Genomic DNA, 24,061 nt, shown 5'->3' with positions numbered 1-24,061 from the left:
TGCCGGGACCTGATTGGGATCGCGGTCTTGCGGGCGTTTTTTCAGTTTTCGTCTGGCGCCGCTTCCAGCGAAATTTGTATCACTCTGCATATTAGCACGAAACGTGTTCCATTCCCAATTTGCAGTATATCACGGTTTAGTTTTTCCCCTGTGAGCGGCTCCTCAGCATGGGAGCGGCTAGTCTTATCCGGCCTTGCCCGGTTTTCTTTGACCCATGGCAAATCAGCGACATGAAATGGCGCGTTTTTTATTGATTGATTGATCAATCAAGAATATTTTGCCCGCCATCAAGGAGACCCTTATGCCCAAGATCGGAATGGAGCCTTTGCGCCGCAAGGCGCTTGTGGATGCGGCGTTACGCACCATAGGCCACCATGGTTCGCTGAATGTGACAATGTCGGATATTGCCCGGGAAGCGGGCGTATCGCCGGCGCTTGCGCATCATTATTTCGGCAGCAAGCAGCAGCTTCTTCTGGAAACCATCCGCAGCCTGCTGCGGGATCTGAGGCGCGATGCGGTGGCGGCGCTGACCCGCGCCAATGGCCCGCGCGAACGGCTGAGCGCCATCGTTCACGTCTCTTTCCAGAGCGACCAGTTCACGCCCGAGACGGTGGCGGCATGGCTTGCCTTTTATGTGGAGGCGCAGCGCTCGGAAGAAACGCGCCGCCTGCTGGTGCTCTATTCCCGTCGCCTGCGCTCGAACCTCATGGCAAGCCTGAACCGGCTATGTCCACCCGATGACGCCGCGCGCATTGCGGAAGGGGCGGCAGCCCTTATCGACGGGCTGTATATCAGGCACAGCCTGCGTTCGGCCCCGCTTGGGCTCGCCTCAGCGCCGGCCCTTGTCGAAGACTATTTCGACTTGCAGCTCAAACCATATCCTGATGGACAGCGCCCGAAGCCGTCCGTCCGCATTCTCTAGGAGTATTCGACATGACTATCGCGACGTCTCTCAGGGCGCAGCCCAAAGCCTCGCATTTCATTGATGGCGACTATGTCGAAGACAATGCCGGCACGCTTTTCGAAAGCGTCTTTCCGGCCACCGGCGAAGTCATTGCAAAGCTGCATGCGGCAACGCCCGCGATTGTCGAGCGCGCCATTGCATCGGCCAAACGCGCCCAGAAGGAATGGGCGGCAATGAGCCCCATGGCGCGCGGGCGTATATTGAAACGCGCCGCCGATATCATGCGTGAACGCAACGAGGCGCTCTCCACGCTCGAAACGCTGGATACCGGCAAGCCGATCCAGGAAACCATCGTCGCCGATCCGACCTCGGGTGCCGATGCCTTCGAATTTTTCGGCGGTATCGCGCCTTCCGCGCTGAACGGCAACTACATCCCGCTCGGCGGCGATTTCGCCTATACCAAGCGCGTGCCGCTCGGCGTGTGTGTCGGCATCGGCGCATGGAACTATCCACAGCAGATCGCCTGCTGGAAGGCGGCCCCGGCGCTCGTTGCCGGCAACGCCATGGTCTTCAAGCCCTCGGAAAACACCCCGCTCGGCGCTCTGAAGATTGCCGAAATCCTGATCGAGGCAGGGCTGCCCAAGGGCCTGTTCAACGTCATTCAGGGTGATCGCGATACCGGCCCGCTTCTGGTCAACCACCCGGATGTCGCCAAGGTCTCGCTCACCGGCTCGGTGCCCACCGGCCGTAAGGTGGCGGCCGCCGCCGCCGGGCATCTCAAGCATGTGACGATGGAACTCGGTGGCAAATCGCCGCTGATCGTGTTTGACGATGCCGATATCGAAAGCGCTGTCGGCGGCGCGATGCTCGGCAATTTCTATTCTTCCGGTCAGGTCTGCTCCAACGGTACCCGCGTTTTCGTGCAGAAAAAGGCAAAGGACCGCTTCCTCGAAAACCTGAAGCGCCGCATCGAGGCGATGATCCTCGGCGACCCCCTGGATTACGCCACCCATCTCGGCCCGCTGGTCTCCAAAGCCCAGCAGGAAAAGGTGCTTGGCTATATCGAAAAGGGCAAGGCGGAGGGTGCGACGCTGGTAACCGGCGGCGGCATTCCCAACAATGTTGCAGGCGAGGGCGCCTATGTGCAGCCGACCGTGTTTGCAGATGTGACCGATGACATGACTATCGCGCGCGAGGAAATCTTCGGCCCGGTCATGTGCGTGCTGGATTTCGATGATGAGGATGAGGTTCTCGCCCGCGCCAACGCCACCGAATTCGGCCTTGCCGGCGGCGTCTTCACCGCCGATCTGGCCCGCGCTCATCGCGTGGTCGACCAGCTGGAGGCGGGCACGCTGTGGATCAACACCTACAATCTCTGCCCGGTGGAAATCCCATTCGGCGGCTCCAAGCAGTCTGGTTTCGGGCGCGAGAATTCGGCGGCGGCGCTGGATCATTATAGCGAGCTGAAGACGGTTTATGTGAGCACGGGCAAGGTGGACGCGCCTTATTGAGATTTGGTGGGGGGGACCCCACCCTCAGCCCGTTAATCGGAACCAACGCTCATTGAAGAGAGAGCAAATCATGCACGCAGATTACGTCATCGTCGGTTCCGGTTCCGCAGGCTCCGCCATCGCCTATCGCCTGTCGGAAGACGGCCGTTATTCGGTGATTGTCATCGAGGCTGGCGGCTCGGATTTCGGGCCTTTCATCCAGATGCCGGCCGCACTCGCCTGGCCGATGAGCATGAAGCGCTACAATTGGGGCTATCTCTCCGAACCCGAACCGAACCTCGACAATCGCCGCATCACCGCCCCACGCGGCAAGGTCATCGGCGGTTCGTCCTCCATTAACGGCCTTGTTTACGTGCGCGGCCATGCCGAGGATTTCAACCGCTGGGAGGAATTGGGCGCGCATGGCTGGGCCTATGCGGATGTGCTGCCTTATTTCAAGCGCATGGAACACAGCCATGGCGGCGAAGAGGGGTGGCGCGGCACGGATGGGCCGCTGCATGTTCAGCGCGGGCCGGTCAGCAATCCGCTGTTCCACGCCTTCATTCAGGCTGGTGCGCAGGCAGGCTTCGAGCTGACAGACGACTATAACGGCTCCAAACAGGAAGGTTTTGGCCTGATGGAGCAGACCATCCATAATGGCCGCCGCTGGTCCGCCGCCAATGCCTATCTGAAGCCGGCGCTGAAGCGCGGTAATGTCACGCTGGTCAACGGCTTCGCCCGCAAGGTCGTCATCGAGAACGGCCGTGCCGTCGGCGTCGAAATCGAGCGCAGGGGCGGGGTGGAAACCATCAGGGCCGATCGTGAGGTCATCGTCTCGGCATCGTCTTTCAATTCGCCGAAATTGCTGATGCTTTCGGGCATCGGGCCTGCCGCTCATCTGAAGGACATGGGCATAGAGGTTAAGGCGGATCGGCCGGGTGTCGGTGCAAACCTTCAGGACCATATGGAGTTTTATTTCCAGCAAGTCTCCACCAAGCCGGTGTCGCTTTACTCCTGGCTGCCCTGGTTCTGGCAGGGGGTCGCTGGTGCGCAATGGCTGCTGTCGAAAGGCGGGTTAGGGGCCTCCAACCAGTTCGAGGCCTGCGCCTTCCTGCGTTCAGCGCCTGGCCTGAAACAGCCTGACATCCAGTACCATTTCCTGCCCGTCGCCATCTCCTATGATGGCAAGGCTGCTGCGAAAAGCCATGGTTTTCAGGCACATGTCGGCTACAACCTGTCGAAGTCGCGCGGCAATGTCACGCTGCGTTCCGCCGATCCACATGACGACCCCGTCATCCGCTTCAACTATATGAGCCACCCGGAAGACTGGGAAAAATTCCGCCATTGCGTGCGCCTCACGCGCGAGATTTTCGGCCAGAAAGCCTTCGACGATTTTCGCGGGCCTGAAATCCAGCCGGGCGAAAAGGTGGAGACGGACGAACAGATCGACGCCTTCCTGCGCGAACATCTGGAAAGCGCCTATCACCCCTGCGGCACCTGCCGCATGGGCGACAGGAACGACCCCATGGCGGTCGTTGATCCCGAATGCCGGGTGATCGGCGTGGAGGGGCTGCGGGTCGCCGACAGCTCGATCTTCCCGCACGTGACCTATGGCAACCTGAACGGTCCCTCGATCATGACGGGCGAAAAGGCGGCGGACCACATCCTTGGCAAAACCCCGCTGCCGCGCTCCAATCAGGAGCCGTGGGTAAACCCGCGCGCGGCTGTCAGCGACCGGTGAGGATCAATGGTAATCGTCCTCGCGCTGGTGGCGAACGGCGGCAATGGTGACTGTTTCCGGGCCGTCGATGCGGAACAGCACGATATAGCCGGATGACCCGAACGGCACGAGGAGTTCACGTATCAGCCCGTTTTCAGAAGATGCCTTACGGCAACTGAAGGGAAAATCGCTAAGAATGTCTAATCCTGCTCTTATGGCGTGAATGGCCTTCTCGGCCACATCGATGTCGTATGCGATCAGAAAATCATAGATGCGATCGAAATCCGCCAGTGCTTCTTCGGTATAACGAAGCTGATATGTCATTTCCGTTTCGCGGCTTTCGCAGCATCGAGTTTTCTTTGCATCATCGAAAGAACATCGTCGGTGCTATAATAGACACCGGTTCGCTCCGCTTGTTCGAGCGACGCCAGCCCGCGCGCAATGAATTCCGCCTGCGATTTGCGGATTTCCACCTGCCTGCGGACCGAATCCTCGACAAATGACGATAGCGTCTCGCCGTCTTTCAGAACGCTTTCTGCCGCCTCGCGGAAATCCGCCGTTACACGCAGCGAAGGCAAAGTTGCGGTTTTCATCTTTTCTCTCCATGCGTTGCATTTGCGATGCGCAGCTTCTGCCATCTGTCGCAACGAGTCAAATGCAAAACTTGCAATCGCCGGCTGGCAGGCCGATAAAAGGGCCTCCCGCCCGACAATAACTGAAATCACCGATCTGGATCCCCATGCCCGTCGACTACAAAAAGCTGAAGATGCTCCGCCGTTCCCGTGTTGTGTGGGGTTCATGGCGGGTGTGGAAGCCGAGGGCGGTTTTCTGGATCGGCGCGATTGCGGTGGGCCTTATCAGCGTCGGTTTTGCCTGGGCGGCGGATCGCGCCCAGCATCTTTTCTTCTCGGCAACATCTTCCGGCGAATGGGCGTTTCTGCTGCCGCTTGTCGTGACGCCGCTCGGTTTCACGCTGTGCGCCTGGCTGGCGCTGACGGTTTTTCCCAATGCAGGCGGCAGCGGCATTCCCCAGGCCATCGCCGCGCGGCACCTGCGTGACGACGCGGATCGTTCGCGGCTCCTGTCGCTGAAACTCGCTTTCGGCAAGGTCGCGCTGACGGTCGTCGGGCTTTTGTCCGGTGCGTCGATCGGGAGAGAGGGACCAACCGTGCAGGTCGGGGCCTCGATCATGCTTCAGGCGGCGCGCTGGGGCGGCATGGCACAGGCAAAAGGTCTTATTCTTGCCGGATCAGCGGCGGGTATTGCGGCAGCGTTCAACACACCGCTGGCCGGCATCGTGTTTGCCATCGAGGAAATGAGCAAGACCTACGAATCCCGGGCAAACGGCCTCGTCCTTACCGCCGTCATCCTGTCCGGCCTTGCCTCGCTGGCGCTGGTCGGCAGCTATACTTACTTTGGCACCAGTTCCGTCATGGCGAAAACCATGATGGACTGGCTGCTCGTGCTGGTCTGCGGCATTGGCGGCGGTGCGTTCGGCGCGCTGTTCAGCGCGGGGGCGCTGCGCCTGTCCGCGCGCATCCGGCGCTTCGCCCAGGCCATGCCGTCAAGGCGGATGCTGGCGGTTGCCGCCGCCTGCGGCCTTGCCTCCGCCGTGATCGGCATTGCGACTGATGGCGCGACCTTCGGAACGGGTTACGAACAGGCGCGCGCCGCAATCGAGGGCCAGGCCGCACCGGCCTTCTTCTTCATTGAAAAGCTGGCGGCCACGTTTCTGGCGATGATGTCGGGCATTCCGGGCGGCATATTCGCGCCGTCGCTGTCCGTGGGCGCGGGCTTTGGCAGTACGATGGCGACTTTGCTGGGTACGAGCATCGGCCTTGGCGCCATTGTCGGCATGGCGGGATATTTCGCGGGCGTGGTGCAGGCCCCCATGACGGCTTTCGTGATCATCCTCGAAATGACCGGCAATCATGACGGCGTCATCCCCATCATGGTGGCATCGATGCTGGGATATCTAACCTCCCGGCTTTTCTCCCGGGAGCCGCTCTATCACGGCCTGTCGCGTGTTTTTATTGCCCAGAGCATCCGCGCCAAACGCGCAGCACAGGCCGCTGAGACCTGACCCGACTTTACGCGCGGATACCCGCCACTCCGAAATAGCCAAGTCCCGGTATCTTCACGCCGGGCCGGCTGAAATCGAAGCCCGCGACCAGGCCGAGGAAATTGACCTCGAAGCCACTGCGTGCGCCCGCCGAAATACCGAACAACCCGCCAAGCGAGAGGCTAGCATCCTTCCAGTCGTCGGCGACGTGGTAAAACGCGCCGTTGGGCAGATAGTCGCGGCCCACCGCGTCTGATGGCAGAACAACACCGAGCTCCGGCACGCTGCGCAGCACATGGGCAACGAAAGTGTTGGAGTTGGGACCGGGATAGATACGATAGCCGCCCGGTTTGCCATAGGGATAGTCGGCAATCGCCTGTTCGATCTTCGGGATCAGTTTTTCCGCTGCCGCCCCATGAATGGCCACCACCTGACGCGGCGTGTTGGAATACCAATAGGCATCCGCCGGATAGCCATTGTGGCGTATCGGCATTCCCCAGCCCACCTTGTCGTAGCGATCGTAGGCCGTCGCGCCCGGCTTTTTCAGCACGATCCAGGCATGGCTGGCGACGGAGCCTTTAAAGCCACCGGTCATGGCGGAAAAAACGTAAACCGCCGCCTGCCGGTCGGCACCTGCTTGCGGCAGGGTGCCGGAGGAAGACCAGCGCGCGTCACGCCAGCCCTGCGGGTGATCCCTCATGGCCCACAACCCCGCCGATGCCAGAGCTGGCAGCAGATAGATGATGGCAATCGCCAGCAGCAGACGTTTTGCAAATTTCACTGATAGCCTCGTGCATCGAAAAATCAATTGCGCTATCAACGACATAAAATCAGAACTTTTTGAGGCCGCAAAAATGAACAATTCCGTTACCGTCGAAGTCCTCAGGGGCAGTCTGGTCGAAAGCCGCCACCAGGGTCTTGCAGTGGTGGTGGATGGCGATGGTGGCGTCGTGTTTTCAGCTGGTGATGTCGAGCGTGGCGTCTTCCCGCGTTCTGCCTGCAAGGCCATGCAGGCGCTGCCGCTGGTGGAAAGCGGCGCGGCGGATGCCTATGGCTTCGGCAATCGCGAACTGGCGCTTGCCTGCTCTTCTCATTCCGGCGAGGACGAACACGCGGCGCTCGCCGCCTCCATGCTCGCAAGGGCGGGCAGGGATGTGGATACGCTGGAATGCGGCGCGCACTGGTCTTCCGACCAGAAGACCATCATCCATCAGGCCCGCACGCTGGAAAAGCCGACGGCACTTCACAATAACTGCTCCGGCAAGCACTCCGGCTTCATCTGCGCCTGCTGTCACACAGGCACCGACCCCGAGGGCTATGTCGGTTACGACCACCCCCTGCAGCGGGAAATCCGCGCGACGATGGAAAGCCTGACGGGTGCGACGCTTGGCCATGACAATTGCGGCGTGGACGGTTGCTCGATCCCCACTTATGCCGTGCCGCTCAAGGGTCTGGCGCATGGTTTTGCCAAGATGGCGACGGGCAGGGGGCTGGAGGCCGGGCGCGCGCAAGCCTCCCGCCGGCTCTTTGACGCCTGCATGGCGGAACCCTTTTACGTGGCGGGCACTGGCCGCACCTGCACCAGGCTGATGCAGATCGCGCCGGGCAGGATTTTCGCCAAGACCGGCGCAGAAGGCGTGTTCGTGGCCGCACTGCCGGAAAAGGGCATCGCCATGGCGGTGAAATGCGAAGACGGCACGACGCGTGCGGCGGAAGCGATGATTGCCGCAATGCTGGCGAAATATTTCGATGGCGCCGAGAACGAGGCGCTGCTTGCCATGGCAAACCGGCAGATGCGCAACTGGAACGGCATCCACGTCGGCGATATCCGGGTTGTCGGCCTCTAGAGGCATCTCCTGTAAAACTGCGCAGCGGCTTAATACAAAAAATAAGGCGCGCGGTATGCCTTCAGTTAAACGCGACACGCTTCAGAAATAACCTTTGACGCGGCCCGCTGCCGGCAGGATTATGGATTGCCCTTGCATGTGATGGTCTGCCAGATCGCCGCCGCAGGGGCTGGCGTCTGCACGCGAGGAGGTGGGCGCCCCTCATTGCCCTGGAGGTTGCATATCCATGTTCACACTGTTTTTCTCCCCCGGTTCCTGCTCCCGCGCCAGCCATATCGTGCTTGAGGAATCCGGCCTGCCTTACACGGCCCATCGCGTCAACTTCGCCGAGGGCGAGCAGCGCTCCGAGGCATTCCTGAAGATCAACCCGAAAGGCCGCGTGCCAGCGCTGGCAACGGCAAGCGGGGTGCTGACGGAAACGCCTGCCATCCTCGCCTTCATTGCGCAGATGGCTCCGGAGAAGAAACTCGCCCCACTCGACGATCCCTTCGAATTCGCCCTGATGCAAGCCTTCAACGCCTTCATTTCCTCCACGGTGCATGTCGCCCATGCGCATGGCCGGCGCGGCAGCCGCTGGGCGAGCGAGGATAGCTCCCTGGCGGATATGAAAGCGAAGGTGCCGCAGACCATGACCGATTGTTTCGAACTGATCGAGCACGGCATGCTGCACGGCCCGTGGGTCTTGGGCACCGCCTATTCGGTCGCCGATCCCTATCTATTCGTCATGTCCGGCTGGCTGGAAAGCGACGGCGTGGATATCGCCCGCTTCCCGAAGGTGCATGATCACTTCAGACGCATGAACGAGCGCCCGGCCGTGCAGCGGGCGCTGGCGGGTGAGAAGGGGTGATGTGCTAAAAAGCTTGCTTCGTCATCCTCGGGCTTGTTCCGAGGATGACGTCGAGTGCGAAGAGAGGTCTGCCAACTATCCCCAGCTACTGCCTTCGTTCACGCCGCCTCGGCGGCCCGGCTGTCCCACATGGACTTGAATGCCGTGCGGGCCTGGCAGCGCTCCAGCCAGGCTTTCAGCGCCGGATGGGCGTCAAACAGCGGCTGGTGGCCCTGCGCGTAACGGACGATCTCCGCCACGTTGAGATCGGCGACGGTGAAACGGTCGCCTACCAGATAATCGTGGCTGGCAAGATGTTGCTCCAGCACCCGGAAGGGTCGCCTCAAGAGGCGCGCGGCGACATCGATCACCGCTTTGCCGGCATCGCTTTCCGAAAGCCCTTCGGCGATGGCGGAGGAAATCTTCAGCGAATTGGTCTCGATTTCGGTCGCGGCAAAGAACGACCATTGCAGCATCGCCGCATCTTCCTTCAGGTCGACCGGTGCGAGCGGTCCGCCATATTTGCGGACGAGATAAAGGTTGATGGCCATGGATTCATAAAGCACCATGCCGTCATCTTCGATGCAGGGGATGGTGCCCATCGGATTGATGGCCAGAAACGCGGGGGACAGCGTGTTGAGCGGCGCGTCTGCGGCCAGGGGATCGGCAACGCGGCGGGCCTGCACGACAGGCACGTGCTTGAATTCCATGCCCAGTTCCCCGGCAAGCCAGAGCGTGCGCGTGGCGCGGGAACGGTAGACACCATAGATCGTCAACATCGAAGTCACCCTTTTACCTTTTCGATGGCGGCACGTTAAGGTCTCGTCCTTTTAAAGTGAAGTTGTGGATGTCAGGGTCAACTATGATTTTTTCTGATCCGTCAGGAGGTCCGTATCCGGTGACAGCCGGGCCTCGAAACGGTCGATGAACCGATCGAAAAGCCGGGCGAATGTCTCGACATCCTCCTCCGGCCATCCATCCATCACGTCCTGGATGACGCTCATCTTGGTCCGGCGCATTTCCTGCAGCAGACTGGTGCCAAGTGGTGTGATCTCAACGATGCTGCGGCGGGCATCCTCCTGCGAGACGCCGCGTTTCAACAGGCCGCGCCCGACCATATCCGCCACCACCCGGCTGCCGCGCGAGGGGTCGATGCGCATGCCCTCGGCAATCGCACCAACGGTGACATCGCCGTCCGCGCGGCGCAATATATCGAGAACGTCGATATGGGAGAGTTCCAGACCCGGAGCCACCTTGGCAAGCGCCATGCGCCCGATGATGCGCCGTCCGATCATGATGCGCATACGCGTCATCGTATTGCCGATGCGCTTGATGTCTTCGGGCAGATCCTCGTTCCAGTCTTCCTCAGTCGACACGCTCAGCCGTTCCTTTCAATCCCGATTTGCGATCACATTTAGCGCCAATATCATGGATGTCAAAAACTTGCCATTGACATATATATGCTAATAGCACACAAATTGTCGCAGCAAAATTGCCGAAACTCAACGAGATTTTTCATGGATATGTCCGTTGCCCCTGTGGCGCCGCTTGTGTCGGATCACCGGCGTAGGCTCATCGTTTTCCTGTTTCTGATGCTGGCCATGTTCATGGCTACCCTCGACAACCAGATCGTCTCGACAGCGCTGCCCACCATCGTCGGCGAATTCGGCGCGCTGGAGCGTTTCGGCTGGATCGGCTCGGCCTATCTTCTGGCGACCAGCGCGGTCATGCCTGTTTATGGCAAGCTCGGAGACCTGTTCGGGCGAAAATACGTGATGATCGCGGCGGTAATCATCTTCACGCTCGGCTCGCTCGCCTGCGGACTGGCCTGGTCAATGGATAGCCTGATCGCGGCCCGCGTGCTTCAGGGCCTTGGCGGCGGCGGCATCATGGTTTCGATCTTCTCCGTCAATGCGGATCTGTTCGAACCGCGTGAAAGAGCCCGTTACCAGAGCTATTCCAGCCTCACCATCATGGCGTCGGGCAGCGTCGGGCCCATTCTCGGCGGCACGATGAGCGATCTGTTCGGCTGGCGGTCGATCTTCCTCATCAACCTGCCACTCGGGCTTATCGTCATCACCGGCCTGATTTTCCTGCTGCCCTACCGCCGTCCCGCGCGTCAGCCGAAGATCGACTATCTCGGCGCCGTCCTGCTGGCAGCGACGATCGCAAGCGTCGTCTTCTGGGCCGACAGCAGCGAATTGTTCGGTTCGCTTATCGCCGGTCCCAGCCTCGGTATTATCGCTTTCGCCGTCATCGCCGCCTTCCTCTGGGTGCAGGTGGAACGTCGCGCGCCGGAACCCGTGGTGCCGCTCAGGCTCTTCAAGGACAGCACCTTTCCGCTGTTGATGATCGTTTCATTGACCAGCGGCGGCATTGGCATCGGCATGGTCAATTATTACGCGCTGTTCCTGCAGACCACGACCGGGCTTTCCCCATCCCATGCCGGCCTGTTCTTCATCGCCGTCACCGGCGGCATCGTCATGGGTTCACTGTCTGCCGGGCGGTTGATCTCGATCACCGGCGTCTACAAGCCGTTTTCGGTGGCCGGGCTCACTATCAATGTCATCGCCATGCTGCTCTTCACGCAGATGCATGCGGGAACGCCGCTTTGGCTGATTGCGATTCTCATGCTGGCGCAGGGTTTCGCTGTCGGCCTCGGCCAGCAGGCACCCATTATCGGCGTGCAGAATTCCGCGCCGAAGGCCGATATCGGTGCCGCAAGCGGCGCGGTGACGCTCACCCGCATGGGCGGCGCAGCAATCGCCATCTCGGTCTATGGCGCGATCGTCACCTCCAGCCTCAAGGGCGTTGCCGTGACCATTCCGGGTGTCGGAAGGATTGAGGAATTGACGCCGAAGATGCTCTCCGAACTGCCCGCGGCATCGCAGGCAGCCGTTGCCTCGCTCTATTCGGATGCCTTCACGCCGCTGTTCTTCGCAGCCGCCGCAACCGCCGCCATCGGCCTTGCCGCAGCACTGATGCTGAAACCGGTCCGGTTGCCAGCCGCAGCACAGGCGGCCAAGCCGGCGGAAAGTGCGGGGGAGTAGGGGGCGGCTGTCCCTATAAGGCGCGGTGAACTAGAGCTGTGCCTTCCTCCGGCAACTTGCTCTTCCCTCCTCCCTGTGAGAAGCACAAGGATGAGGGATGGTTCCGGGCCTTTCCAATATGCCCGCGACCTCTGAGCGCGAAAACAAAACCGCACCCCTGGAAATTTAACGCCCGTTCCGCGTTATGCTCGCAGCACTTTAAATTCGCGCGGGCGGCCCTATCTCAATGAATATGAAGCCGGAACAGCTCCTGAACTCCACGCCCAAGGGTCTTTATTGCCCGCCGGGCGATTTTTATATCGACCCGGTGCGGCCGGTGGCGCGTGCATTGATAACCCACGGCCATTCCGATCACGCCCGCGCCGGCCACGGGGCGGTGCTGGCCACACGCCAGACGCTCGATATCATGCGCATCCGTTGCGGCGAGGACTTCTGCGGCAGCGAGCAGGCGGTCGCATTCGGGGAGACGGTGGAGGTAAACGGCGTGACCGTCGGTTTCCACCCGGCGGGCCATGTGCTGGGTTCGGCGCAGATCTCCGTGGACATGAATGGCATGCGCATCGTTGCCTCCGGCGATTACAAGCGCGGTATCGATCCCACCTGTACACCCTTCGAAACGGTGCCGTGTGATGTCTTCATCACCGAGGCCACCTTCGGGTTGCCGGTGTTTCACCACCCGCTGCCGCGGGTGGAAATCGGCAAGCTGCTCACCTCCATCAAGCAGTTTCCCGAGCGCACCCATCTGGTCGGCGCCTATTCGCTCGGCAAGGCGCAGCGCGTTATCAGGCTCCTGCGCGATAATGGTTATGCCGATCCCATCTATATCCACGGCGCGCTGGCGCGGCTTTGCGATTATTACGTGTCGCAAGGCATCGATCTCGGTGAGCTGCGCCCCGCGACGCTTGAAAAAAGCGATCCCGCCATCTTCAAGGGCGCGATCGTCGTCGGCCCGCCCTCTGCATTTCAGGAGCGCTGGGCGCGCCGTTTCAACGAGCCGCTGATCGCATTCGCGTCCGGCTGGATGATGGTCCGACAGCGGGCGAAACAGGGCGGCGTGGAGCTGCCTTTGGTCATCTCCGACCACTGCGACTGGCCGGAACTGCTGGAAACCATCAAGGAAATTGGCCCGCAGGCCGTCTGGGTCACGCATGGTCGCGAGGAGGCGCTGGTGCGCTGGTGCGAATTGCAGGGCATTGCTGCCAAACCGCTGCATCTTGTCGGTTACGAAGACGAGGGGGATTGAGATGAAAGCCTTCGCCACCCTTCTCGACCGACTTGTCCTCACCCCATCGCGCAACGGCAAGCTGAAGCTTTTGACCGATTATTTCCGCGATACGCCTGACCCGGACCGGGGGTATGGGCTGGCGGCGATTGCCGGCACGCTGGACCTCAAAAGCGTCAAGCCCGCAATGCTGCGCGAGCTGGTGCTGGAGCGCATGGACGAGGTGCTGTTCCGCTATTCATACGATTATGTCGGCGACCTGGCCGAGACCATCTCGCTGGTCTGGGGCAATATCGGCGGTCTGGATGATTCCGAGGCGCAGGATCCCCGTCTTGGCGAAGTCGTGACGCTGATGAATTCGCTCGGCCGCACCGAAGTGCGCGGAGCGGTGCGCGATCTGCTCGACCGGCTCGATACCTCCTCGCGTTTCGCCTTCCTGAAACTCGCAACCGGCAGCCTTCGCATCGGCGTTTCGGCGCGGCTGGCGCGGCAGGCACTGGCGGATTTCGCGGATAAGGACATCATCGAAATCGAAACCCTCTGGCACGGTCTGACGCCGCCTTACACGACGCTTTTCGCCTGGCTGGAGGGCAAGTCCGAGCGGCCGGTTCTGGCGACGCCCGCCATCTTTCACTCGGTAATGCTGGCCACCCCGGTTGCAGACGGCGATCTCGATGGTCTGGACCCTGCCGATTATGCGGCCGAGTGGAAATGGGACGGCATCCGTGTGCAGCTTTCCCGCGCAGGTGAGACGCGCAAACTCTACTCCCGCTCCGGCGACGATATTTCCGGCGCATTTCCCGATGTGCTCGATGCCATCGATTTCGAAGGCGTGATGGATGGTGAATTGCTGATTGGCGGCACGGCGCGCTCCAACAATCTCACGCGCACCTTTTCCGACCTTCAACAACGGCTGAACCGCAAGACGGTGACGGCCAAGATGCAGGATGACTATCCGGCCTTCATCCGCGCCTACGACCTGCTGTTCGATGGCGAGAGCGACATTCGCGCGCAGACCTATCTAGAACGCCGTGGCCGCCTGTCGGATATCATCGAGCATGCCCCGCATGACCGCTTCGACCTGTCTCCGCTCATCGGTTTTTCAACATGGGACGAGCTGAATACGCTGCGCGCCGCGCCGCCCGATCCGGTGATCGAAGGCGTCATGATCAAGCGCCGCGACAGCGCCTATCAGGCGGGTCGCGCCAAGGGACCGTGGTTCAAGTGGAAACGCGATCCCTACAATATCGATGCTGTCATGATGTATGCGCAGCGCGGCCATGGCAAACGCTCGAGTTATTATTCCGATTTCACCTTCGGCGTATGGGCGGAAGGTGAGGATGGCGAACAGCTGGTGCCGGTTGGCAAGGCCTATTTCGGTTTTACCGATGCGGAGCTGGAAGTGCTGGACAAGTTCGTGCGTGACAACACCGTCGAGCGTTTCGGACCCGTGCGCGCGGTGCGCGCCACGCCGGATTTCGGTTTCGTGCTGGAGGTGGCTTTCGAGGGCATCAACCGTTCTAACCGCCACAAATCCGGCGTTGCCATGCGGTTTCCGCGCATTGCGAGGCTCCGCGCCGACAAACTCCCGGCGGAGGCGGATCGCCTGGCGACGCTTGTGGCGATGATCGATGGCGTTGATGGGTAGGGGTCTCCGCTGTCTCCCTCATCCCTGTGCTTGTCACAGGGATCCAGCCAGCCCAAGTCCTTGGGCGGATGGGACTCTTCCCGCCGAGCCGATGCGCGTCGACTGGATTCCTGTGACAAGCCCAGGAGTAAGGGAATGTTTTGTCCAGAAAATGCCATGATGGCTGCGAATACATTGTTGTCATTCGCGAATCCGTGATTGGACAGCCTCTCGCCGCAGTGCTGAACTGCTTCTAATGTTTTGATCACTCAGGTGCGCATATGCCAGATAAACGCTTTCTCTCCTCAGCATTCGGACAGGAAGAAAGCGGCGCGACCTTAAGGAGCCTGACGCGACGCAATCTGCTTGTGGGTGCCATGGGCCTGTCAGCAGCGGCACTTCTGCCCGCAGGTGCGAAAGCGGGCATTCCCACGCCCGTAGTGCTGCCGCTGGAAAAGCAGGATTACGGCGAGGCGCGTAAACGGTTCCATACCCATTTGCTGCGCAAAATGTCCGCTCCGGAAAAATCATCGCCGCTCGGCACACCGCCGGGCGCGGAACGGGTCACCTATCGTGGCGGGCCGGATGGTTCCATCGAGCTTGTGGCCTGGCTTTCCCATTATCAGCCCTCGACGGTACTCAAACCCGCGGTGCTTTTCCTGCACGGCGGCAACGCCACCGGTGACGGCCATTGGGCGATGATGAAGCCCTATTGGGAGGCGGGTTTCGTGGTGCTTTTGCCGTCCTTCCGGGGCGAAAACGGCCAGAACGGCAATTATTCCGGTTTCTACGACGAAACAGCGGATGCGCTGGCGGCGGCGGCCTATCTGGAAAGCCTGCCCGGTATCGACAGGAAACGCTTCTTCATCGCCGGGCATTCCAATGGCGGCACGCTGACGCTCTTGGCCGCCATGAGCCGCAAATTCCGTGCCGCCGCGCCGATTTCTGCGGGCGTCAATTCATGGCGTTACTTCAACCGCTATTCGGACGAACTCTGTTTCGACGAAACCGACGAGCGGGAATTCATCATGCGCTCTTCGGTCTGTTTCGGTCCCAGCCTCAAATGCCCGGCGCTGTTGCTGCGCGGCACGGAGGAGCGCCCGTTCGACGCCGATCACCAGCTTTTCGTCGACCGCGCCGTGTATTCGGGATTCAAGGTCGACAAAAAACTGCTGCCCGGCACACACAATGGCGTGGTGCCGGGCGCCGTGACGGAAAGCATCCGCTTTTTCAACGAATTTGCATAAAAAAGGGCCGAAAACCGCTTTGCAGCTTTCGGCCCTCTCGTAAAGTCAGGCGCTCTTCTTGAAGTAGCCGAGCAGCCGCATGGCATTGGCGGTGACGAGAACCGTAGCGCCGGTGTCGGCGAAGACAGCGAGCCACAGGCCGGAGAGGCCGGTAACCGTTGTTAGCAGGAATACCGCCTTCAGGCCGAGCGCGATCGTTACGTTCTGGTGGATATTGCGCATGGTGGCGCGCGATAGGCCGATCAGGCGGGCAGCATCGCCGACATTGTTGCGCATCAGCGCTGCATCCGCCGCTTCCATCGCCACATCCGTGCCCGAGCCGATGGCGACACCGACGCTTGCAGCCGCGAGGGCGGGCGCATCGTTGATGCCGTCGCCCACCATCACCACGGTTTTCTTCTGGGCAAGCTTGCGGATTTCCTCGACCTTGTTCTGCGGCAGGAGTTCGCCGCGCGCTTCAAGTCCCAGCTTGTTGCCGATTGCCTTTGCCGTGCGGGCATTGTCGCCAGACAGCATAAGCGAGGAAATACCCATTTCCTTCAGTGCCTTGATGCCTTCTGCCGCATCCTTGCGCGGTTCGTCGCGCATGGCGAAGAGACCGCTCGCCGCTCCCTCGGCCATGACGACGGCCACGGTCTTGCCTTCGCTTTCCAGTGCGGAAATGCGCTCTGCAAGTTCCGTCGATACGGTCCCGACTTCGGTTGCAAAACGCGGCGCGCCGATGAACAGGCGCTTGCCGCCGACGGTGCCCTGCATGCCACGACCGGAAATCGCCTTGATCTCCGAGCCGGGCAGGGGAGTTACGCCTGCCTTGTTGGCATGGTTGACGATGGCTCTGGCAAGCGGATGGCTGGACTCGTTCTCGATGGTCGCGGCTTGCGCGATCAGCCCGGCCTCGTTGCCGTCAAGAGCCACCACATCCGTCACGACAGGTTCGCCGAGCGTCAGCGTGCCGGTCTTGTCGAAGGCCACGGTTTCGGTGCGTGCCAGCATCTCGATAACCGCACCGCCCTTCACCAACATACCGTGCCGTGCCGCAGCCGAAAGGCTGGAGGCGATGGCAGCCGGAACGGAAATGACGAGTGCGCAGGGGCAACCGATCAGAAGCAGGGCGAGACCGCGATAAATCCAGGTGTCCCAATCGCCAAGGCCCACAAGCGGCGGCACGACGATGGTAAGTGCGGAAATCGCGACGATCAGCGGCATGTAATAACGCGAGAAGTTCTGGATAAAGCGCTCGGTCGGGGCGCGGGCGTCCTGTGCTTCTTCAACGAGCGTGATGATGCGGGCAATGGTGTTGTCTTCCGGCGCGCGGTCGACCCGAATGCGCAGCGAACCGTCATGGTTGATCGAACCCGCAAAGACGCGTGCGCCTTTTTCCTTGGCGACCGGAATGCTTTCGCCGGTCATCGGCGATTCGTCCACGCTGGATTCGCCTTCCATCACCACGCCATCGGCAGCAATGCGGTCGCCCGGACGCGCCACGACCACCTGTCCGATGCGAACCTTATCGGCGGCCACCTGCCGGAGCGTACCGTTTTCTTCCACCAGTGCCGTTTTTGGCAGCAGGGAACCGAGAGCCTTGATGCCCGAGCGGGCACGTGCGGCGGCAAAGCCTTCCAGCAACTCGCCAACGGAGAACAGCAGCACGACGATCGCCGCTTCTTCCGCCTCGCCAATGATGATGGCACCGATGGCGGCAATCGTCATCAGCATCTCGATGGTGAAGATCGCCCCGAAACGCGCGGCGTTGAAGGCGTTGCGCGCAATGGGAAACAGCGTAACCAGCGTTGCGACGATGAAGGCGTAACTGCCCCATGCCGGGAAGCCAAGCTCCGCCGCATAGGCAACGGCCACGAGAATGGTGCCGGTGAAGGTGTTGCGCGCCTTGGCCGTGCGCCACCACACGCCTTTTTCATCCGCGCCATGGGCGTGGCCTATGTCGGCGCTCTGCGCGACGGTTTCAACGCTCCCGTGGCTATGCGCGTGCTTCGCATCGTCATGATGGTGGCCGCCGCAGCTTGAGTGGTCGTCGCCTGAATGATCATGTTTGTGATCGTGATCAAGGCCGTGATGACCGCCGCATGATCCATGGTCATGGTCGTCCGCATGATCATGATTATGTTCTTCGACCTTGCCGAGTGCGGTTTTTTCCTGCGGCAGCAAGGCAGGCTTGAAGCCGAGCTTGCGCAGCGTGTCCTCGATCTTGTCGACCGGGGTTTTGTTATCTGCCAGAGAAAGGTTCAGCCTTTCGCGCGCAACGGATACCTTGACGTCGGCAACACCGGGCAGACGCGAGAGCGCGGTTTCGATCTTGGCCGCGCAGCTGCCGCAATCCATGCCGCCGACAGAGAAGGCCAGGGCATTGTTCTGCTCAATGCTCGGTGCTGCTTCCACATGGTGATGACCACCGCAAGATGAATGGTCATGATCATGCCCATGATGTGCCGCCGCAATCTTTTCGCGCGGAGCCTTGTCCTGCGGCAGCAAAGCGGGCTTGAAGCCAAGTTTGCGCAGCGTATCCTCGATTTTTGCGACCGACGTTTTGTCTTCCGCCAGCGAAAGGTTCAGCCTTTCGCGCGCAACAGAGACCTTGACGTCGGCAACGCCGGGCAGCCGGGAGAGCGCCGTTTCGATCTTCGCCGCACAGCTGCCGCAATCCATGCCGCCGACCGTGAAGGTCAGGTCTCCTGATTCCCCGTTCAAACTGCCGCGTGTCGAAATATTCATGGTTCTAGCTCCTGAATTCCACTCGACAGCCAATCTGGCACCTCTAGCAACTAGAGGTTCAAGGGCAAAAATGCGCTTTTCCGATTTTTTTTGAAAGGCACACACCAGCCTCGCGCCAGCCGCGCAATGCATCATGCCTTCAAACTTGGTTCCATGAAGCGGTTCAGATGACAGCACTCCTATTGAAAAACTGCCGCCGGGCGGCCTCGCTGGCGGTTATTGCGCTGCTGCCTTTCCTGAGCGGCTGCCTTTTCGTGACGGATACGAGCCGGATGAACCCGGACGTCTTCGTTCAGGAAACGGCGCCGGTGTTCAATTTCAATTCCGTAAGCTCCAATCGCCAGCCGGAACTGCCACCACAGCCGGGTCAGCTTTCCACGCGCCCGCCGGATCTGTTCAGAACCCGCTTCCATCAGGAATACGGTCCGCCGGTGCGCGGGCAGGGCCTGAGCGCGCCGCAGGTGCAGGGATTGAATGTGCCGCAGGCGCAAGGTCAGGCGATGGCCTATGGCCTTCCAGTCTCCAATCCGCTGCACCGGGTCATGTATGGCCCGATTCGCGATGACGACCGGTCCCTGCCGGCCATTCCCTATGGTCGCATCGATCCGCGTTATCTCCGGCAGGAGGTGAGCTACCAGACAGCGGAAGCGCCGGGTACAATCGTCGTGGATACGAAGCAGCATTTTCTCTATCTGGTGCAGCCGGGCGGCAAGGCTATCCGGTATGGCGTTGGCCTCGGGCGCGACGGTTACGCCTGGTCGGGTCGCGGCAAGATCCAGTGGAAGGCGAAATGGCCGCGCTGGACGCCGCCCGACGAAATGGTCAGGCGCCAGCCGGAACTCACCTCCATTTCCGCCGCCAATGGCGGCATGACGCCGGGTCTCAACAACCCGCTCGGCGCGCGTGCCCTTTATATTTTCAAGGACGGCAAGGACACGCTTTACCGCGTGCACGGAACGCCCGACTGGCAGTCCGTCGGCAAGGCAACTTCGTCCGGCTGCGTGCGCATGCTCAATCAGGATGTGATCGACCTCTACGAGCGCGTACCGAAGGGCGCACAGATTGTGGTTATCTGACCACTTTCTAAAAGAAAGCGCTGCATCGTGGGGTTCCCCCAGCGCCTTCTGACTGGCTTTTAGCGGTCGGTTAACTATTTTCGCAATACGCCTGTGTACGTGGAACAAACGATGTACAACGGCGATATAGCCGTTCGAAATGTGGGACAATCCGGCCTTATGACAAGCACCGACACAGATCTTTCCAGACGCACTTTCCTTTCCCTTCTGGGTATTTCCTCCGCTTCGTTGCTGGCGGGCTGCGCTTCTTCCGGCACGGGTGAAGCCATTCGCCAGCAGGCGAGCAGCATCGGCAGCGATTTCCGCCAGATGTTCTCGTCGGGCGTTAGCGATGCGGAACTGGCCGTCATGTACGGTTCGGTCGAGGATGGCGGTTACGTCATTCCCGCGGTTCCCTACCAGAAGATCGACCGGCGTTATTATCGTCAGCGCGTCGTCGATCCGACCGGCGAACGCCCCGGCACCGTCGTCGTGGATACGCGCTCGCGTTTCCTCTATGTCGTGGAGCAGGGCGGCAGCGCCATGCGTTACGGCGTCGGCATCGGCCGTGATGGTTTCGCCTGGTCCGGCGAAGGCGTCATCCAGTGGCGCCAGAAATGGCCGAAATGGACCCCGCCGGACGAAATGGTCGCCCGCCAGCCGGAACTGGTCAAATATTCTTCCAAGAACGGCGGCATGCCACCGGGCCTGAAAAACCCGCTCGGTGCCCGCGCGCTCTATATCTTCCAGAACGGCAAGGACACGCTTTACCGCCTCCATGGATCGCCGGAATGGAACTCCATCGGCAAGGCCGTCTCTTCCGGCTGCGTACGCCTGATGAACCAGGACGTCATCGACCTCTATGACCGCGTGCCGCAGAAGGCACGTGTGGTTGTTTGGCAGTAGGTCTGACTGGAAGCTCTGATAGGCATCCGCTAAATTAACTGGCGAATAATGGCTGCAACATGAAGCATGTTGTGGCCATTATTTATTTCTAATATATCGACATTATTTTTAATGTTAATAATCAATTCTGTAGTATATTTAGAAATTCCGTGACTTTTGTTGATTTTATACTATAATGGGTTTGGGTATTCATAATTATTTTCGAAATGAATTTCCTGCATTGCAATCATTCTAATATCTCTGTCGTTAATCGAGGAGTGAATGGCATGACTCTTTATCTCTCAAATATTTGGCAGGTCGGTACTAGCCCCTACGAAATCTTTTACGGTGATCGCTATGGTGTGGCGAGAAACGACGTATTTCAGCTGGGCGGCAGCGAGACCGGCACTCTGGGTGGTGTTCGAAACGGATGGGAAAAATTTTATGGCGGCGCGGGTGTAGACACGATTTACGTCGCTCCCAAGTATTATTACTCCTGGACTGCCGTGATGATCGACCACAATGGCTTGGACAGCGTGGAACGTATCGAGTTTAACAGCGCCACCTCCTGGCCGGTAAAACCAGTCTATTTCGCTGGAATGGCAGATTTTTCGAGCGTCACATACATGTCGCCCGGCGTGACGATCTATGGCCGCGAGAACAGCAATATATTCGTCGGTAGTCAGCTTGGGGAAAGGGTCGAAGGCGACGGCGGTGACGATCTGCTCTTTGGCAACGCCGGAGACGACACGTTGTACGGTGATACGACCGCGGTAAATCCCTGGCCGGCGCAATTGAATGCCGCTGGCAATGACTGGTTGTTCGGTGGCGCCGGAAATGACTATCTTGATGGTCAGGGTGGTAACGACAATCTGTCCGGCGACGCTGGCGATGACACTCTTTACGGCGGACCCGGAAGCGACCAGCTTAGCGGTGGAGACGGCGCCGATAAGCTTTTTGGCGGAACCGGAAATGACCAGTTGCGCGGCGGTGCGGGAAATGATGAGCTACATGGTGGAGATAACGATGATCTGCTTGATGGCGGTTCCGGTAGGGACATTCTCTGGGGTGACGCGGGCGCGGATACTTTCCAGTTCGTAACAATTGGCGCTTCGAGTTTGGTTGAAGACTTTCAAATCGGCGTTGATAAGCTACGTTTTCATAACGCCATTGCCGATGAATTCAGCGATTTAACGATCATCGATAATTCAACCGGGTACGCAAGTATAACTGTGGGCGATGTTGAAGTTATTTTGAACGGGGTGTCATCAGCCTCTTTAAATAGTTCTATGTTTGAGTTTGGCGTGTATGCATGATGCGAACGGCTCCGCCGGGACAAGCGGCGGAGCCTTATTAAATTTATTAGGATTGAAGCTCTGACTTTTTATATTTCTTTGTGACATTTCCATTTGAATCAAATATTTCCAACTCACCGTTTTCGTTGTATTCAATCATTTTCCGTCCATTATCATAGTATATAACGCCTGGTGTCACGGATACTTGGCCGTTTTCTCCAAGTTTAAGAGCCATAGCGGAACCGAAAAATTCCTTCAAAGCTCTTTCGCTATAATACATATCTTGGCGTGATACTGCGCAGTAATAGCCATTGTTTGCTTTTCTGAGTGCTGCCAATTCGACGCGAGCCTCATAGGCGCGATCACTGGTGAAATGCTCGACCTGCTTTTTAACAACAGTTTCATCTTCGCCATTCGCGATGCGTTTTGCACCCCATTCAGCATACTGAGCATTATATTCTTCACGCGGCGGTACTATGATTTCGGGATCATAGCGTGGACTGGCTCTTGATGCTTGGATGATCAGGTTCGTTACGATGAACTCCGCATTTTCCGCGGTGCGCTCAATCGGATTGACGTAATAGGACGACATCATATTCGTGGCGGCGGCGTTCATGGCGCTCATCGTCGCCTGCGGAATGGCGGCGGAGACGGTTTCTTTTTTTGCGACGGTTTCCAGCTTTGCTTTGGTAGCCTGCGAAGCGAGCGTCGAAATCGTCTCAATGGCCTGCGAAGTTCTTTGCTGGCCTCCGGATACCATCGCGAGTATCGAGCTTGCGGCATCTTTGTCCGATATTTTTGTCACTGAAAAAGTTTGATTGAGAATGGTCAGCGCCGTTGAATTTGCAGAGATAAAAGCCATCGCCATGCCTTTTGAAATCTGCCGCAAAATGCCTTCATCGGCTTCTGGGGCTGGAACGCAGCCATAAGTCATTTTAGCTGCATAAAATATAAATGCAACTTTATCGGGAAGTGGTTAACAGATGCTTTATGACCCCTGGTTTTTCAGGGGTTAACTCCTCGCAAGCCCATCTTTAAGCGCATTCACCTGGTCGCGCAGCTGCACCAGTTCCTCCAGCCCGCAGCCCGTGGCGTCGCCGATTGCCGCCATGATCTTCACGCCCTCCTTTTTGAGATCGGCGCCCTTGGGCGTTACGGCCACCAGCACCTGCCGCTCGTCAACAGTTCCGCGTTTGCGGGTGATCAGCCCGGCATGTTCCAGCCTTTTCAGCAACGGCGAAAGCGTGCCCGAATCGAGGCCCAGCATTTCACCGAGTGCCTTCACGGTGGAGGTTTCCTTTTCCCACAGGGCCATCATGACCAGATATTGCGGATAGGTCAGGCCGATCGGGTCCAGCAGCGGCTTATAGGCGCGGGTGAAAGCGTGCGCCGCGCCGTAAAGGGCAAAGCATATCTGCTGGTCCAGCCTCAGCAGGCTTTCCAAATTGGTGTCGTCGCTCTGTGCGCCCATTGTTCTGCTCCAAAAATCAACCGGGAAGGGAACAATCAGCCCTGCCTTTCGGTTCCTGCCACATGGATGCGCGGCGAAATTTCGTGAAATTATCGCAAAAAACAATTTTTTATTCAATGTGCAAAATTATATTGCGCACAATTGAATTGCGCATTATAAGAAACCCAACACCAACCCAACGGGAGTAAATGCCATGCCTATTCTCTACACGACCAAAGCATCCGCCACCGGTGGCCGCGCCGGCAACGCCAAGTCGGAAGACGGCGTGCTCGACGTAACGCTGACCGTTCCGAAGGAACTCGGCGGCGATGGCGCCCGCGGCACCAATCCGGAGCAGCTTTTCGCAGCCGGTTATTCCGCCTGCTTCCTCGGCGCCTTGAAGGCTGTCGCCGGCAAGCAGAAGGTAAAGATTCCTGAAGACACGACTGTGACGGCAACCGTTGGCATCGGTCCGCGCGAAGACGGCACCGGCTTCGGCATCGAAGTGTCGCTGAAGGTCAACATTCCCGGTCTTGAGCGCGAAAAGGCAGAAGAACTGGTAGCCGCCGCCCACATCGTGTGCCCTTACAGCCACGCCATGCGCACCTCTACGGAAGTGCCGGTCTCTGTGGCCTGATCCAGCAAGTTCCA

General features: G+C 59.5%; 22 protein-coding genes. 14 read left to right on the top strand and 8 right to left on the bottom strand.

Going from position 1 to position 24,061, the window contains the following annotated elements:
* Nucleotides 1-301 precede the first annotated feature (301 nt).
* The 3 genes from betI to betA all read left to right on the top strand — a co-directional run bounded on the left by betI (nt 302) and on the right by betA (nt 4,135).
* Nucleotides 302-922: a transcriptional regulator BetI gene (gene betI, locus J5276_RS10680; RefSeq protein WP_003511878.1), complete on the top strand. Its 621-nt coding sequence runs from the start codon at nt 302-304 to the stop codon at nt 920-922.
* Nucleotides 923-933: 11 nt separating this feature from the next.
* Nucleotides 934-2,415, top strand: coding sequence for a betaine-aldehyde dehydrogenase (gene betB, locus J5276_RS10675; RefSeq protein ID WP_111803543.1), 1,482 nt, complete (start codon nt 934-936; stop codon nt 2,413-2,415).
* Between the two features lie 70 nt (nt 2,416-2,485).
* Entirely contained in the window at nt 2,486-4,135 is a 1,650-nt protein-coding gene (gene betA / locus J5276_RS10670) for a choline dehydrogenase (RefSeq protein ID WP_065658185.1), read from the top strand.
* A gap of 3 nt (nt 4,136-4,138) precedes the next feature.
* Here betA and J5276_RS10665 read toward each other — a convergent pair whose 3' ends face one another.
* Nucleotides 4,139-4,438 (bottom strand): type II toxin-antitoxin system RelE/ParE family toxin, encoded by a 300-nt coding sequence (locus J5276_RS10665; protein ID WP_065661272.1) that lies wholly within the window; start codon nt 4,436-4,438, stop codon nt 4,139-4,141.
* Nucleotides 4,435-4,707, bottom strand: coding sequence for a YlcI/YnfO family protein (locus J5276_RS10660; protein ID WP_003511882.1), 273 nt, complete (start codon nt 4,705-4,707; stop codon nt 4,435-4,437). Before J5276_RS10660 ends, J5276_RS10665 begins: the two co-directional genes overlap by 4 nt.
* A 146-nt stretch (nt 4,708-4,853) precedes the next feature.
* On the opposite strand from J5276_RS10660, the gene J5276_RS10655 reads away from it, so the two are divergent.
* Nucleotides 4,854-6,197, top strand: a complete 1,344-nt coding sequence (locus tag J5276_RS10655) for a chloride channel protein (protein ID WP_162632935.1) — start codon at nt 4,854-4,856, stop codon at nt 6,195-6,197.
* Between the two features lie 7 nt (nt 6,198-6,204).
* Here the strand turns inward: J5276_RS10655 and J5276_RS10650 are convergent, their stop codons facing one another.
* The gene (locus J5276_RS10650) at nt 6,205-6,957 is read right to left on the bottom strand and encodes a DUF3750 domain-containing protein (protein ID WP_003511884.1); all 753 of its coding nucleotides are present in this window, start codon (nt 6,955-6,957) and stop codon (nt 6,205-6,207) included.
* Nucleotides 6,958-7,030: 73 nt separating this feature from the next.
* Between J5276_RS10650 and J5276_RS10645 the strand changes: the two genes are divergently transcribed.
* Nucleotides 7,031-8,023: an asparaginase gene (locus tag J5276_RS10645; protein WP_111789401.1), complete on the top strand. Its 993-nt coding sequence runs from the start codon at nt 7,031-7,033 to the stop codon at nt 8,021-8,023.
* A gap of 226 nt (nt 8,024-8,249) precedes the next feature.
* A complete protein-coding gene (locus tag J5276_RS10640; protein WP_013635651.1) occupies nt 8,250-8,870 on the top strand; it encodes a glutathione S-transferase family protein in 621 nt (206 codons plus the stop codon).
* A gap of 98 nt (nt 8,871-8,968) precedes the next feature.
* On the opposite strand, the gene J5276_RS10635 is transcribed toward J5276_RS10640, so the two are convergent.
* Nucleotides 8,969-9,628: a glutathione S-transferase family protein gene (locus J5276_RS10635; RefSeq protein WP_003511889.1), complete on the bottom strand. Its 660-nt coding sequence runs from the start codon at nt 9,626-9,628 to the stop codon at nt 8,969-8,971.
* A gap of 81 nt (nt 9,629-9,709) precedes the next feature.
* Nucleotides 9,710-10,225, bottom strand: a complete 516-nt coding sequence (locus J5276_RS10630) for a MarR family winged helix-turn-helix transcriptional regulator (protein ID WP_003511890.1) — start codon at nt 10,223-10,225, stop codon at nt 9,710-9,712.
* Nucleotides 10,226-10,366: 141 nt separating this feature from the next.
* Between J5276_RS10630 and J5276_RS10625 the strand changes: the two genes are divergently transcribed.
* From J5276_RS10625 to J5276_RS10610, 4 genes are all read left to right on the top strand, one after another.
* Nucleotides 10,367-11,899 (top strand): MDR family MFS transporter, encoded by a 1,533-nt coding sequence (locus J5276_RS10625; RefSeq protein WP_019564151.1) that lies wholly within the window; start codon nt 10,367-10,369, stop codon nt 11,897-11,899.
* A gap of 226 nt (nt 11,900-12,125) precedes the next feature.
* On the top strand, nt 12,126-13,142 hold the full coding sequence (locus tag J5276_RS10620; protein WP_162632934.1) for a ligase-associated DNA damage response exonuclease: 1,017 nt from the start codon (nt 12,126-12,128) through the stop codon (nt 13,140-13,142).
* Between the two features lies 1 nt (nt 13,143).
* Nucleotides 13,144-14,769: a cisplatin damage response ATP-dependent DNA ligase gene (locus J5276_RS10615; protein WP_003511896.1), complete on the top strand. Its 1,626-nt coding sequence runs from the start codon at nt 13,144-13,146 to the stop codon at nt 14,767-14,769.
* Nucleotides 14,770-15,029: 260 nt separating this feature from the next.
* Nucleotides 15,030-15,995 (top strand): S9 family peptidase, encoded by a 966-nt coding sequence (locus tag J5276_RS10610; RefSeq protein ID WP_111796196.1) that lies wholly within the window; start codon nt 15,030-15,032, stop codon nt 15,993-15,995.
* A gap of 45 nt (nt 15,996-16,040) precedes the next feature.
* On the opposite strand, the gene J5276_RS10605 is transcribed toward J5276_RS10610, so the two are convergent.
* Nucleotides 16,041-18,725: a heavy metal translocating P-type ATPase gene (locus J5276_RS10605; RefSeq protein WP_112155226.1), complete on the bottom strand. Its 2,685-nt coding sequence runs from the start codon at nt 18,723-18,725 to the stop codon at nt 16,041-16,043.
* A gap of 167 nt (nt 18,726-18,892) precedes the next feature.
* Here J5276_RS10605 and J5276_RS10600 point away from each other — a divergent pair, with 167 nt between their 5' ends.
* From J5276_RS10600 to J5276_RS10590, 3 genes are all read left to right on the top strand, one after another.
* Nucleotides 18,893-19,801, top strand: coding sequence for a L,D-transpeptidase (locus J5276_RS10600; protein ID WP_019564146.1), 909 nt, complete (start codon nt 18,893-18,895; stop codon nt 19,799-19,801).
* Nucleotides 19,802-19,960: 159 nt separating this feature from the next.
* Nucleotides 19,961-20,686 (top strand): L,D-transpeptidase, encoded by a 726-nt coding sequence (locus tag J5276_RS10595; protein ID WP_013635657.1) that lies wholly within the window; start codon nt 19,961-19,963, stop codon nt 20,684-20,686.
* A 266-nt stretch (nt 20,687-20,952) separates the two neighbouring features.
* Complete coding sequence (locus J5276_RS10590; protein WP_209159378.1) at nt 20,953-21,981, top strand: calcium-binding protein; 1,029 nt, start codon at nt 20,953-20,955, stop codon at nt 21,979-21,981.
* A gap of 46 nt (nt 21,982-22,027) precedes the next feature.
* On the opposite strand, the gene J5276_RS10585 is transcribed toward J5276_RS10590, so the two are convergent.
* Together J5276_RS10585 and J5276_RS10580 are read right to left on the bottom strand one after the other, a co-directional pair.
* On the bottom strand, nt 22,028-22,894 hold the full coding sequence (locus J5276_RS10585) for a hypothetical protein (protein WP_111828802.1): 867 nt from the start codon (nt 22,892-22,894) through the stop codon (nt 22,028-22,030).
* Between the two features lie 78 nt (nt 22,895-22,972).
* Nucleotides 22,973-23,431, bottom strand: a complete 459-nt coding sequence (locus tag J5276_RS10580) for a MarR family winged helix-turn-helix transcriptional regulator (protein ID WP_065702690.1) — start codon at nt 23,429-23,431, stop codon at nt 22,973-22,975.
* A gap of 193 nt (nt 23,432-23,624) precedes the next feature.
* Here J5276_RS10580 and J5276_RS10575 point away from each other — a divergent pair, with 193 nt between their 5' ends.
* Nucleotides 23,625-24,047, top strand: coding sequence for an organic hydroperoxide resistance protein (locus tag J5276_RS10575; RefSeq protein WP_003511906.1), 423 nt, complete (start codon nt 23,625-23,627; stop codon nt 24,045-24,047).
* Nucleotides 24,048-24,061 lie beyond the last annotated feature (14 nt).

Source organism: Agrobacterium sp. S7/73 (assembly GCF_019355535.1).
Taxonomy (GTDB): domain Bacteria; phylum Pseudomonadota; class Alphaproteobacteria; order Rhizobiales; family Rhizobiaceae; genus Agrobacterium; species Agrobacterium tumefaciens.
The sequence above is the reverse complement of the archived record's forward strand: the minus strand, read 5'-3'. Positions and strand labels throughout refer to the sequence as shown.